General features: G+C 69.4%; 11 protein-coding genes and 3 pseudogenes. 4 read left to right on the top strand and 10 right to left on the bottom strand.

Annotation, left to right across the window (positions count from 1 at the left end; all coding sequences use genetic code 11):
* The first annotated feature begins 441 nt into the window (after positions 1-441).
* The gene (locus ACZZ93_RS15280) at positions 442-1,077 is read left to right on the top strand and encodes a GntR family transcriptional regulator (protein WP_053097531.1); all 636 of its coding nucleotides are present in this window, start codon (positions 442-444) and stop codon (positions 1,075-1,077) included.
* Positions 1,078-1,102: 25 nt separating this feature from the next.
* Here ACZZ93_RS15280 and ACZZ93_RS15275 read toward each other — a convergent pair whose 3' ends face one another.
* The 7 genes and pseudogenes from ACZZ93_RS15275 to ACZZ93_RS15245 form a co-directional block, all read right to left on the bottom strand.
* Entirely contained in the window at positions 1,103-2,116 is a 1,014-nt protein-coding gene (locus ACZZ93_RS15275) for an alpha/beta hydrolase (RefSeq protein WP_463511494.1), read from the bottom strand.
* Positions 2,117-2,143: 27 nt separating this feature from the next.
* Complete coding sequence (locus ACZZ93_RS15270) at positions 2,144-2,827, bottom strand: hypothetical protein (protein WP_463511493.1); 684 nt, start codon at positions 2,825-2,827, stop codon at positions 2,144-2,146.
* On the bottom strand, positions 2,806-3,192 hold the full coding sequence (locus ACZZ93_RS15265; RefSeq protein WP_463511492.1) for a DUF3558 domain-containing protein: 387 nt from the start codon (positions 3,190-3,192) through the stop codon (positions 2,806-2,808). The genes ACZZ93_RS15270 and ACZZ93_RS15265 overlap by 22 nt, the downstream gene beginning before the upstream one ends.
* 62 nt (positions 3,193-3,254) lie before the next feature.
* Positions 3,255-4,628 carry an FAD-dependent oxidoreductase gene (locus ACZZ93_RS15260; protein WP_053097534.1) on the bottom strand — a complete coding sequence of 458 codons (1,374 nt, stop codon included), beginning with the start codon at positions 4,626-4,628 and terminating at the stop codon, positions 3,255-3,257.
* Positions 4,629-4,686: 58 nt separating this feature from the next.
* Positions 4,687-5,747, bottom strand: a pseudogene (locus ACZZ93_RS15255) (polyprenyl synthetase family protein).
* Between the two features lie 45 nt (positions 5,748-5,792).
* Positions 5,793-6,451 (bottom strand): annotated as a pseudogene (locus ACZZ93_RS15250) (ubiquinone/menaquinone biosynthesis methyltransferase).
* Between the two features lie 56 nt (positions 6,452-6,507).
* The gene (locus ACZZ93_RS15245) at positions 6,508-7,071 is read right to left on the bottom strand and encodes a hypothetical protein (RefSeq protein WP_056279688.1); all 564 of its coding nucleotides are present in this window, start codon (positions 7,069-7,071) and stop codon (positions 6,508-6,510) included.
* 62 nt (positions 7,072-7,133) lie between these two features.
* On the opposite strand from ACZZ93_RS15245, the gene ACZZ93_RS15240 reads away from it, so the two are divergent.
* A complete protein-coding gene (locus tag ACZZ93_RS15240; RefSeq protein ID WP_295103962.1) occupies positions 7,134-8,399 on the top strand; it encodes an isochorismate synthase in 1,266 nt (421 codons plus the stop codon).
* Positions 8,400-8,421: 22 nt separating this feature from the next.
* Here the strand turns inward: ACZZ93_RS15240 and ACZZ93_RS15235 are convergent, their stop codons facing one another.
* The 3 genes and pseudogenes from ACZZ93_RS15235 to ACZZ93_RS15225 all read right to left on the bottom strand — a co-directional run bounded on the left by ACZZ93_RS15235 (position 8,422) and on the right by ACZZ93_RS15225 (position 11,336).
* On the bottom strand, positions 8,422-9,264 hold the full coding sequence (locus ACZZ93_RS15235; protein WP_463507642.1) for a polyphosphate kinase 2 family protein: 843 nt from the start codon (positions 9,262-9,264) through the stop codon (positions 8,422-8,424).
* Between the two features lie 44 nt (positions 9,265-9,308).
* Positions 9,309-10,971, bottom strand: a pseudogene (gene menD, locus ACZZ93_RS15230) (2-succinyl-5-enolpyruvyl-6-hydroxy-3-cyclohexene-1-carboxylic-acid synthase).
* On the bottom strand, positions 10,968-11,336 hold the full coding sequence (locus tag ACZZ93_RS15225; protein WP_053097541.1) for a PLD nuclease N-terminal domain-containing protein: 369 nt from the start codon (positions 11,334-11,336) through the stop codon (positions 10,968-10,970). The pseudogene menD and the gene ACZZ93_RS15225 overlap by 4 nt, the downstream one beginning before the upstream one ends.
* 88 nt (positions 11,337-11,424) lie before the next feature.
* Here ACZZ93_RS15225 and ACZZ93_RS15220 point away from each other — a divergent pair, with 88 nt between their 5' ends.
* Both ACZZ93_RS15220 and ACZZ93_RS15215 read left to right on the top strand, forming a co-directional pair.
* Positions 11,425-11,841, top strand: a complete 417-nt coding sequence (locus tag ACZZ93_RS15220) for a hypothetical protein (RefSeq protein ID WP_463511491.1) — start codon at positions 11,425-11,427, stop codon at positions 11,839-11,841.
* A gap of 84 nt (positions 11,842-11,925) precedes the next feature.
* A complete protein-coding gene (locus tag ACZZ93_RS15215; RefSeq protein WP_295103952.1) occupies positions 11,926-12,579 on the top strand; it encodes a DsbA family protein in 654 nt (217 codons plus the stop codon).
* The last annotated feature ends 14 nt before the right edge of the window (positions 12,580-12,593 follow it).

Below are 12,593 nucleotides of genomic sequence, written 5' to 3'. Positions count from 1 at the left end.
CCGCTGATCCCACAACGCAGGGGACGGATGCCGCCGCATCCGTCCCCTTTTCTGTGCCCTCGGATCCCATTCCGATATATGGGTCGGAGTGACCGAGACTGGATGCAGTCGCGTCCCGACGCGACAGACGATGCGGCGATGCATGACGCGCTGCCGAACCACGGTTCCGCGCTTCGCGGATCGCGGTTCCCGCCTTGTGGGGACTGGGCGCAGTTCAGCTCCGTGCACGCCATCGTCTGTGGTCGGCGAGTGTCCCAACACTCGCCGACCACAGAAAATCACCCGTACTCAATCCTGCGACGACGCGCCGACGACAAGCGCCTGCGTGATCGTCGGAAAACTCGTCTGTGGATTATTGGCATCGCGATCCACTTCGTGATGTAGTGGCCGTCCGGGCACATCATGGGGAGCCCGGATCTGGAAAGCAACTGGGGGCAGTCCATGAACACCAACAACTCGATGACGAGTATTCGAGAAAGCAAGCAGCTCTTGGCGGAGGAGGTGTTTCAGCACATCGGCGCGCAGATCGTCGACGGTGTGCTGGAGCCGGGGTATCGCATCCGCGATGTCGACGTCGCCGAAGAACTGCATGTGTCACGGACTCCGGTGCGAGAGGCGTTACAGCGTCTCGAGCGTCTCGGGCTCGTGACGATGTACCCGAGCAGATACACCGAGGTCACCGCCGTCACGGCAGAGACCGTCGAGCAGACGCTCGAGTTCGCGGGGTATCAGGCGGGGATGGCCGCGCGGATGGGCGTCGCGCGGATGAGCCAGCAGGACCGCGAGAGTCTCGCCGCACTGGTCGAGGAGATGTACACGGCGCTCGATGACGACGTGCACATCTCCAACACACGGTGGGCGGTGTTCTCGTTCCTCAGCGCGCGCAGTCGTAACGCGCAGCACCAGGTGCTGATCAACGACGCGAGCATGGCTCTCTTCCGCAATCTCCGCGGCTGGAGCGTGCCCGAGAACGACCGCGAGCGCATGCTCCAGGTCTACCGGGACTTCCACGACGCGGTGCTGCGCGGCGATGCCGACGAGGCCGAGCAGCAGGCACGTCTGATGCACTACGTCTGACCACTGGGTCGGACACTGCGCCTGATCACTGTCGGCGCGCGGCCGTCCAGCCTCTGACCCATCGGTCGAGGCGGCGATACGCTTCCTCTCTGGCCCCATGCCGCGAGAGGAAGACGTCGTGCAGGGCTCCGTCGATGCGCTCGACAGTGACAGACGGACCGAGCTTCAGCGACGCCCGCGCGATGTCGTCGACGACCAAGACCGAGTCTGCTCGGGTGAGGTCCTCCGACCATCGCGTGGGCGTCGCTGAGCGTGCGGACAGCAGCACGCACACGGGCGCGTCGATCGTCAGCCCCGCCGCGACCTTGGCGTGTCCGGTGAGGATCGCGTGGAACCACCCCGCGTGGACGGCCATCGTCTGCGCCGGACGCCAGAGGAGGTTCACCTCGACCGGATCGTCGGGGTCGGCGACCTCCTGCTGCGCGCGGGTGTAGAAGCCGAGATCGACCTGCGGTGCGACCTCCCGAGGAGCCCACCTGGCCTGCAGCTCGGCGACCGGAGCGATGAGCGGGCGGGCGGAAGCGACCTGGAACTCGAGCCAGGGGCTGTTCAGGATCACGGCATCCGCCGTCTCGGGGTGCCGCGACGCCCACAGGCTCAGGGTGAGTCCGCCGGTCGAGTGGCCGAGCAGCACGAGCCGCCGGGTGGATGCCGCGGCTCCAGTTCCGTGCCCCATCGCGGACAGAGCCGCGGCGATGTCCTCGTCGTACGCGACGAGGTCGGTGATGTAGCCGGGAGTCTGCCCATCGCGCAGACTCCGGCCGTACTTGCGCAGGTCGAGCGCGAAGAAGCGCGCCCCGCGAGACGTCCAGAAGCGAGCGAGCCGCTTCTGGAAGAAGTAGTCCGACCAGCCGTGCACATAGAGCACGTCGACATCGTCCAGCGGGAGGCTCTGCCCGCGCAGCCGGTCCCACCAGGGCCGGTCCCGCGGCACCGCACGCACGAGCGTGGCGACGAGCGGTCCCTCATCGTCCTCGCCGAGCTCGAGCGTGAGCTGCTCGAACTCGTCGCCGAGGACGTCCGGTATCCACTCAGGCATGCCGCCAGGCTATCGAAACGGTGTCGACTACTGGGGAGCGGTGTGTCCGACCGTGAGGCTGCGCACGACCTGCTGCGCGAGCGGTGCCGGATCAGCGGCCCCGGCTCCGTTGTCGAAGGTCACCAGCCGGATCCAGTCCGGACCGACTCGCACGTCGACGATCTTCTCGCCGTTCGCACCCGTGCTCGCCGTGGCGGCATCGGCTCCCTCGAGTTCGACGGGGTCACCGTCGATCTTCTCGAACGCCCATGCCCCGGCGGGAAGTGTCGTGAGCATCAGATAGCTGGATCCTTCGTACTCGCTCCCGGCCGACTTGAAATAGCAGATGCGCGATCCGTTGACGACCTCGTACACCTCCGCTGGGATGCCCCAGCCGCCGAAGTCCGAGAAGAGCGCGGCATCCGTCACTCCGAATTCGGCATTCACCTGCTCCGGTGTGATGAAGCGCTCGCACGGCGCACCGACGATGTCGCTCTCGACGTAGTCGACCTCGCGCAGGCTCGCAGCCGCCGAGGCGGCGATCCGACGCAGCGCCTCTTCGATCGGAGCGGTGTCATCCGCTCCCAGATCGGGGTCGACGACGGTGGCCGACAGCAGCACGTCTCCGTCGGGAAGCTCGAAGCCGCAGCGCCCGTCCTCGCAACTCGCCTGCTCACCCCAGAAGCCCTGACGCTCGGTCGCGCCGGCGATCACAGCCTGGGCATCCGGCACGATCGTGACCTCCCAGCTGCGCTCCGTGTCACCCGCGGAGCACGCGATCCCCCTGCGCGCTGGAACATGTACTGCCCGGGGCCTGGCAGCCAGCCCATCGCAGATACCAGCGACAGCGCCGGTGCGACCGGCGTCGACGGCTCCCCCACGAGTTCGGCCATGGTGGCGGCGACGTCGTCGCACGTCACATCGAACGCCGCCGCCGGTTCGACGATGGGCGCCGGCGTCGGGGACGGTGTGCCGGTCGACGACGCCGTCGCAGACGGCGACCCTGATGGCTTCGGCTCGGCGGCCGGCTCGGCAGTGCACCCCGAAACCAGCAGCAGAGCGGCGGTGCCGAGGACGATCAGGGATCGCAGTCGCATCCCTTCACCCTACGGATGCCGCCCCGCAGGCGCACCGGGTGCCGACAACGATCCGGTGTCGGTCACTCTCCGCGGGAGACGCGCACCATCTCGTCGCGCGGCACGACCTTGACGCGCGCGCGCTCGTGCGGCGCACCGAGAGCGACCTCGTGCTCGTCGAGCCGGTGCCAGCCTTCGAGGTCGGTCCACTTCACACCGCGCTCGAGCAGCAGGGCGGGGATCGCCTCTTCAGACGGGTCCTCCGGGTGCCACCACGAGCCCTGGTCGTTGATGATGTGCCGCACGGTCTCCATGGCATCCGACTTGGTGTGGCCGATCAGGCCCACCGGTCCGCGCTTGATCCACCCTGTCGCGTAGATGCCGGGCATCTGCTGGTTCGAGTCCTTGGCGAGCACCTGGCCCTCGCGGTTGGGGATGACGCCGTGCTTCTTGTCGAAGGGGACGCCCGGAAGCGGCGAGCCGAAGTAGCCGATGGCGCGGTAGAGCGCCTGCAGCGGAACCTCGCGCATCTCGCCCGTGCCCACGGCACCGCCCTGCCCGTCGGGCTTCGTGCGCTCGTAGACGAGGGCCGCGACACGACCGGCGTCGTCCTTGCGGACCTCGACCGGGCGGGCCCAGAAGTGCAGGTGCAGACGACGCGATGCCGTGCCTCCCGCATTGTTGACCGAGTCGCGCTTGCGCCACGACTGCAGGATGCGGTCGATCACCATGACCTGCTTGTTGCTGGCCACCGCGTCTTTCGACGCCTCGTCGTAGTCGAAGTCCTCGTCGTAGACGACCATGTCGACGTCACGCAGCTCGCCGAGCTCACGCAGCTCGAGCGGGGTGAACTTGACCTGAGCGGGTCCGCGGCGTCCGAACACGTGCACATCGGTGACGGCGCTCGCCTTGAGACCCTCGTAGACGTTCTCCGGCACCTCGGTGACGAGCAGGTCTTCGGCGTGCTTCGCCAGCATGCGGGCGACGTCGAGAGCGACGTTGCCATTGCCCAGCACACCGACGGATGCGGCGTCGAGCGGCCACTCGCGCGGCACATCGGGGTGGCCGTCGAACCAGCTCACGTAGTCTGCTGCCCCGTAGGCGCCGACCGCGTCGATACCGGGGATGTCGAGCGTCGTGTCGCGGATCGCGCCGGTGGCGAAGATGACCGCGTTGTAGTGCTTCTTCAGGTCGTCGAGGGTGATGTCCTCGCCGAACCGCACGTTGCCGAACAGCCGGATGTCACCGCGGTCGAGCACATCGCGCAGCGCGTTGACGATGCCCTTGATGCGCGGGTGGTCGGGGGCGACGCCGTAGCGGACCAGGCCGTAGGGGGCGGGGAGCTGCTCGAAGAGATCGATGGAGACGTCGAACTTGCGCTCGGCCTTCAGCAGGATGTCTGCTGCGTAGATGCCGGCGGGGCCCGCTCCGACGATGGCCAGTCTGAGCTTGGTCATAAGGGGTCCTTTCGTATGCCGTCACGCCCGGCGCACGCGGCCGAGGGCCGCGATGCGATCAGCTGGAGCGTTCGACGAGGGTCTCTGCGAAACGAGTGAGCGCTTCGCGCACGGTGCCACGCGGGAGCGGGGCGAGCGCGTCGATCGCATCCTGAGTCCAGGAGTGCGCGAGCGCGAGGGTCTTCTGCGTTCCGACGTGGTCGCGGAGCTCGGTCAGCGGTCCGTCGAGGATCGCGGGGTCGGCCCCTTCGGCGATGCGCGCCACCCCGTCGTCGATGCGAGCGGCGAGACCGATCGAGGCGTCATCGGCCTCGGCCTTCAGCAGCAGGTACGGCATCGTCGGAACCCCGGCCCGCAGGTCGGTGCCCGGCACCTTGCCGGTGTCCTCGGGCTTCGCCGACAGGTCGATCACGTCGTCGAGCAGCTGGAAGGCGACGCCGATCTTCTCGCCGTACACGCGCAGCGGCTCTTCGTACTCCGACGGTGCGTTGGAGAAGATCACGCCGCCCTGCGTCGCCGCGGCGATGAGAGAGCCGGTCTTGTCGGCCAGCACCTGGAGGTAGAACTCGATGGGATCATCGTCGGGCTGAGCGCCGATCGTCTCGTGCATCTGTCCGAGGACGAGGCGCTCGAAGGTGTCGGCCTGCAGCCGGATGGCCCGCTCACCCAGACGCGACATCAGCTGGCTCGCACGGGAGAAGAGGATGTCGCCGGTCAGGATCGCGATGTTGTTGCCCCACACGGTCTGCGCCGCGGGCACTCCGCGACGGCGATCCGCACCGTCCATGACGTCGTCGTGATACAGCGAGCCGAGATGGGTGATCTCGAGCGCCTTCGCGACATCGATCACCTGATCGGTGTTGCCGTCGCCGAGCTGGGCCGCGAGCAGCGTCAGCACGGGGCGGATGCGCTTGCCCCCGCCTCGTACAGATAGCGGCTGGCGGCATCGGCGAGCGGATCGGCCACACGCACGTCGTCGGCAAGACCGGTCTCGACGAGCTCGAGCCCGTCTTCGATCGCCTGCGCGATGCGTCGACCGGCGGTGCCGATGAAGACACGGTCGCTGAAACCGAGACGGCTCGCCAGTCGCGAACCCGGGGCTACGCGGCTCGAAGTCACGGTCTCAGCCTACCGTCGTCAGCTGGGCGGGTACGCGCGTCGCATTCACGCGGGCTTGAACGCCCGGTGCAGCGCGACGATCCCGAACGAGAGGTTGCGGTATTCGACCTCGGTCCACCCGGCCTCGCGGATCCACGCGGCGAGCTTCTTCTGGTCGGGCCAGTCACGGATCGACTCGTTCAGGTAGTCGTAGGCGTCGCCGTTGGTGCCGGCGACGCGAGCCACCCGAGGAAGCACCTGCGAGTTGTAGAACCGGTACGCGGCGCGGAAGACCGAGCCCGGCGGGGTCGAGAACTCGTTGATCACCAGACGACCGCCCGGCTTCGTGACGCGCAGCAGCTCACGCAGCGCCTTCTTCGGGTCGTTGACGTTGCGCAGCGCGTACGACATGGTGACGGCGTCGAACTCGCCGTCGTCGAACGGCAGATCGGTGGCATCCGCCTGCACGAACGAGAGATTGCGGATGCTGCCGTGGCGGCGCTGCCCCTCGGCGAGCATGCCCGGCGAGAAGTCGGCGGCGACGACCTGCGCACCGCTGCGGGCGAGGGATGCCGACGAGGACGCGGTGCCCGCACCGAGGTCGAGGATCTTCTCCCCGGCTTCGGGGCGACGGCCCTCGTCGTGGCCGCGCGCCAGAGCGCGTCGTTGCCGACCGTCATCGCCGTATTCGTCCGGTCGTAGCCCGCGGCGACCTGGTCGAACATGCCGCTGACGCGGGCGGGGTCCTTGCCGAGATCGGCGCGGTTGGCTTCGTTCGAGGTCACACGCCCAGTCTAGGCGCGAGGTGCAGCGCGTCGAGGCGGTCGAGCCAGAGATCCGGCGTGGCATCGTCGAAAGGGGCGAGGCGATCTCGCACCCGCCGCTCGAGATCGAGGGCCAGAGCCTCGAGTCCGGCCATGATCTCGGCGGGGTATCCGTAGCTCACGCTGTGCTCGGCCCACTCGTCGCGGTCGTCGACCCATGTGCCGCGCGGACCCTCGACCCGCACGACGTCGAGGTCCATGTCGATGCCGACGGCGAGGAGCGGGTCGTCCGACCAGCGCACCTCCCATCCGATGTCGATGTAGATCCGCATGCCCTTCGGGTGGTCACGGTTCACGGTCAGGGCGAAGTCGGACCGCCTCGGCACGAGCGTGACATTGGGGGCCTCGGCGATGTAGCCCGCGCCCGGTCGAGCGCTCGACCAGCCGACGGGCTGGCCGAGCCAGTCGCCCCACTCGTCGGCGCCGAGGTACACGCACTCATGACGCCAGTGCGGAGACCCGTCCCACTTGCGCCACTGGAAGATCATCTCGGTGCCGGGTGCGGGGCGGACGTCGCTCATGCACTCAGCGTAGGCGTGGCCTGTCACATCCCGGTCGACGGGTGACGAACTAGGCTGGAGGGGTGAGCAGCAGGCTGGTCGTGGAGACCCGTGAGATCGATCCGGTCGAGGATCTCCTGGCCTACGCCGACCCGTCGCGGCCTCTCGCCTGGCTGCGCCGCGGCGACGGCATCGTCGCCGTCGGCGACGCCATCGTCGAGACGGTCCGCATCCCCGCCGGCGCAGCGGCCCTGCGATCCGCTGCGATCGCTCGGGCATGGCGAGAGCTCGCGCAGGATGCCGAGATCGACGACGAGCTCGGGCTCCCCGGCTCCGGACTGGTCGCCTTCGGTGCGCTGACCTTCGACGAGGACTCCGCCGCCGACAGCATCCTCGTCGTGCCGGCGCTCGTGATCGGTCGACACCACGGGCGCACCTGGATCACCCGCATCCGCTCGTCGTCGGCGTCGGCACCCGCAACCGAGCCGCGGCCTGAGGCGGCGACGATCGCCTACGGCCCGCACTGGGCCGGCACCGTCGGCCCCGGTGCCCAGAGCCCGCAGGGCTATCAGGACTCGGTGCGGCAGGCACTCGAACGCATCGCCGCCGGCGAGCTCAGCAAGGTCGTACTCGCACGCGACCTCACCGGCAGCATCCCGGCCGGTTCCGACCTGCGCCGGCTCGTGCGCGCGCTGTCGACCGGATACCCCGACACGTGGGCGTTCGCTGTCGACGGGCTGATCGGCGCGAGTCCCGAGACCCTCGTCACCGTGCAGCAGCGCACCGTCACCGCCCGCGTGCTCGCCGGAACGATCGGTCGCGGAGCCGACGCGGATGCCGACACCGTCGCATCCAGCCACCTGGTCTCGAGCACCAAGGACCTCGACGAGCATGAGTACGCGGTGCAGAGCGTGCTGGCCTCGCTGCGTCCGCACACCCGCGCACTGGCGGCGAGCGAGCAGCCGTTCCTGCTCAAGCTGCCGAACCTCTTCCACCTGGCGACCGACGTCGAGGGCGAGCTGGCCGATGGCGGCTCGTCACTCGACCTGGTCGGCGCCCTGCATCCGACCGCCGCCGTGGCCGGCACCCCGACGTCCGCGGCGATCGCGGCGATCCGCGAGCTCGAGCCGTTCGACCGCGGGCGGTACGCCGGTCCGGTGGGGTGGGTCGACGCGGCCGGCAACGGGGAGTGGGCCATCGCGCTGCGCTGCGCGCAGTTCACCCCCGCCGAGACCGACATCGCCGTCACCGCCTACGCGGGCGCAGGCATCGTCGCAGGATCCGACCCCGAGTCCGAGCTGCTCGAGACCCGGGTCAAGTTCCGTCCGCTGGTCGACGCGCTCGCCTGACCCGCGCCCGGACCGCCCGCAGTCAGCTCGCTGCGAGGCGCTCCTTCTCGGCTTCGACATCGAAGTCGGCCGCCGGCCACTGCGGATCGATGCGCTGCAGCGCGTCGAGCAGCAGCTCCTGCACGGCGAGGCGGGCGAACCACTTGTGGTTCGCCGGGATCACATGCCACGGAGCCGCCTCGGTCGATGTGCGCTCGAACATGATCTGATACGCCGCCATGTAGTCGTCCCACAGCAGTCGCTCGTCGACATCGCCCGGGTTGTACTTCCAGTGCTTGTCGGGTCGCTCGAGCCGCTCCATCAGTCTCGACTTCTGCTCGTCGGGCGAGATGTGCAGCATGACCTTGACGATGCGCGTTCCCGATGCGGCGACCGCGGCCTCGAACTCGTTGATCGCGTCGTACCGGCGCTCGATCTCGTCCGCCGGGGCCAGCGAACGCACCCGACCGATCAGCACGTCCTCGTAGTGCGAGCGGTCGAAGACGCCGATGAACCCGGGCTCCGGGAGGCGCCTGGACACACGCCACAGGAAGTCGTGCTCGAGCTCTTCGTCGGTCGGCGCCTTGAACGCCGTGAGTGCGACGCCCTGCGGATCGACCCCGCCGACCACGTGGCGCACGATGCCTCCCTTGCCCGCGGAGTCCATCGCCTGCAGGATCAGCAGCACCGAGTCCTTCGCCACGCCGACGCGGCTCTCGGCGAAGAGCCGCTCCTGCAGCTGATTGAGCTCGTCGAGGCCCGCCTCGAGATCGCGCTTGCCGTCGGCTTTCGCGCCGCTGTAGCCGGGTGTGCTCTGCGGATCGAGGTCGGAGAGGCGGAATCCGTCGCCGACCTGGAGGGCCTTGGCCCACTCATGCGCTGTCATGCGTTCATCCTGCCACTGGATATCCGCAGCGGAGGCGAAGGTTCTCAGCGGGACAGCGGGACCTCGATCAGCTGACGGCCACCGGCCGGGGTGGTGAGGGCCTGGTCGAGTGCCGTGCGGGTCGTCACGCGCTGGTACTCCCATCCGTAGGCGAGTGCCAGCTGCTCGAGCCGCACCGCGTGCGGCGTGTAGAACGCGCGATCGAGATCGGCCCGATCCGCCGTGCCCGCGACCTCGAGGCCGTCGAAGATCGTGCCGCCGCCGTCGTTGCCCACGATGACCTGGATGCGAGGCTCGTGCTCGTCGGGCGGGAGCAGCAGGGCGCCGACATCGTGCAGGAAAGTCAGATCGCCGAGCAGCACGCGGGTGACCCCGGGCGCTCCCCGGCCTGACTGGCGAGCGCGATGCCCGTGGCGGTGGCGATCGTGCCGTCGATCCCCGCGAGCCCGCGGTTGGCGTGCACCGGGACCTTCTTGCCACCGAGCACCGCATCGGCCACCCGCACGAGCCGCGACGAGCCGAAGACGAGTCGATCGTGCGGCCAGGTCGCCCGCCAGACGGCGTCGGCGAGCAGCTCACGGTCGAGCGGCCGGCGCACCGCCGCCAGCTCGGCCTTCACCGCGTCGCGCCGCGCCGACGGATCGGTCGACGTGAGACCGTCCTGGTCGGGCGCCCGCTCGCTGAGATCGACGGCGTGAGCCGCGGATGCCGTGAGCCACGCACCGAGCCACTCGCGGTCGGCGACGCCGGGTGTGACCGACACGGACGCCGCGGCCGTCGTGCGGCCGTTGAGATCGAGAGCCTCGCCGCCACGTCGGACGGCGATCACGTCGACATCCGGCCGCGACAGCAGGCGAGCCACCTCACGGCTGAGCGTCGGGTGCCCGAGCACGACGGCGCGCTCGATGCGACCGCCCAGCTCGTGGTCGCCCAACAGCGCGCGATAGCCGTGCACGACCTGGCGGCCGAAGCGCGCACCGCTGACGATCTCGGCGATCAACGGCCAGGATCCGGCGTGCGCGATCTCTTCGGCATCCGGTCCCGCGTCGGCGCCGGCGATGACGACCGTACGCGGCCCCCGCTCGAGCAGGAGCGCTTCTGCCGCCACCGGTCTGGGCACGTCGCCCGGCACGATGTCGACGGTCGGGACGTCGCCCGACAGCGGCTCGCGCGACGGCAGGTTCAGGTGCACGGGGCCGGCGACACCGGCCAGACCGTGGGTGGCATCCGCGCCCATCGCCGCGGCGACGGCGCGCATCGCGAGACCCGCCCAGTCACCGTCGCCCGGCACGGGGGCATCGATCTGCTCGCGCACCCAGGAGGCGAACATGCCCGGCTGGATGGTGGCCTGATTGGCTCCCACTCCGCGCAGCTCGGGCGGCCGATCGGCCGTCAGCAGCAGCAGCGGCACCCCCGAGTGGAAGGCCTCCATCGCTGCGGGAAGGAGGTTGGCGGCAGCGGTCCCCGAAGTGCAGAGCACCGCCGCGGGCACACCCGTCTCACGCGAGAGACCGAGCGCGGTGAATCCTGCGACCCTCTCGTCGATGCGCACGTGCAGACGCAGCTGCCCCTGATTCGCGGCATGCACCGCGGCGAGCGCGAGCGCCTGAGATCGAGACCCCGGCGAGAGCACGAGATCGCGCACGCCGTGGCCGATCAGATCGGCGATCAGGATGCCGCAGCATCCGTCGCGGGCGATGAGGTCACGGACGCGCGTCCGGCGCCGTACCGTCCGGTGCGGCTCCGTCGTCGGTCTCGTCCTCGAGACGAGCGAGCTCCTCCTCGAGACGGCGGATGCGCGCATCCTGCTCGCTCTTGCTGATGCTGCGGAGGAACTGGGGGTCGTCGTCGGGCGCGATGATCGTGATCGCTCCGCCGTTGTCGTTCGCGCGGCGTCGGCCGATCGTGAACCAGAGGATGCCCCCGATGACCGGGATGAGGATGACGATGGCGATCCAGGCGGCCTTGGGCACGCCCCGGTGTCGCGTCGGCGGCTGCACTGCGCAGTCGACGATGCTGTACACCCAGAATATGGCGGCCAGGAAGCCGCCAACGATCAACAGTCTCGCCACCCCTCCAGTGTAGGCGGGTCTGTGACGCGTGGATCTGCCTGGGCGCTCAGCGCGGGCGCCGATGCCCGATTGTTAGACTGCGCGGACCATGCCTGCCCCGTCGATGCCGCTGCGTCACCAGGGCGTCGAGCGGACGCTGATCCTCCGGGTCGGTCTCGCCCTCGGCCTCGCCCTGCTGCTCGTCATCGGCGCGTGGTCGGCGTCGCACGGCAAGGCGGATGCGCACACGACGCTGTGCCTCGCTCCGGGCGCGAGCGTCGCGTCGGTCACGGCGCACCACGACGAGACGAGCATGGTCGAGTCCGCTCCATCGGACGACGCCGGGATCGTCATGGTCGCGGCGCTCTGCTGCGTCCTCCTCGTGCTGCTCTCGTTGCGCTCCGTCAGAGGCGCGCCGCTGATCCGTCGCGCTGCGGTGGTGTGTGCATCGGCTCCGAGCCGCGCGGGTCCTCGTCTGCACGTCCCCGCACTCACCCTCGCTCAGCTCTCGGTCTCCCGCACCTGAATCAGGCACGCCGCTCGTCGGCGACCCCGGCCGCGCTCGTCGCGGCTCACTCACCCTGCCTGATCCGAACCGTTGGAGAACCCCATGAAGACCCCTGTCAAGGTGGCCCTGATCACCGTCGCCGCCGCGATCGTCCTCGCGATCGTCGGCGTCGCCTACGCCCTGTCGCAGCGCCCCGCAGAACCCCTGCCGCCCGAGGGCGAGAAGCGGCAGACCGTGCGCACCGACTCGCACGTCCTCGACGACGGAGGACCGGACGCCGTCACCGTCGTCGAGTTCCTCGACTTCGAATGCGAGGCCTGCGGAGCGTTCTATCCGATCGTCGAAGACCTGCGCGAGAAGTACTCGGGCGAGATCACCTACGTCGTGCGGTACTTCCCTCTGCCCGGTCACATCAACTCGACGCAGGCCGCTCTCGCCGCCGAAGCCGCGGCGCAGCAGGACCGCTTCGAGGACATGTACCACCGCCTCTTCGAGACGCAGGCCCAGTGGGGCGAGAAGTCCGAGGAGACGCCCGAGGTGTTCCGGGGAATCGCGGCCGAGCTCGGACTCGACATGGCCGCCTACGATGCGGCGATCACCGACCCGGCGACGCTCGATCGCGTGCAGGCCGACAGGAGCGACGGCGAGCGGCTCGGAGTGCGCAGCACCCCCAGCTTCTTCATCGACGGCGAGCCCGTGGTGCTGGAGGCGTGGGGGGACCTCGAAGCGGCGCTGGAGAAGGCCGTGGAGCAGTAGCCCGCAGAGCCGTC

Source organism: Microbacterium sp. AC026, assembly GCF_979258475.1.
This window is presented reverse-complemented; position numbering and strand designations above follow the sequence as displayed.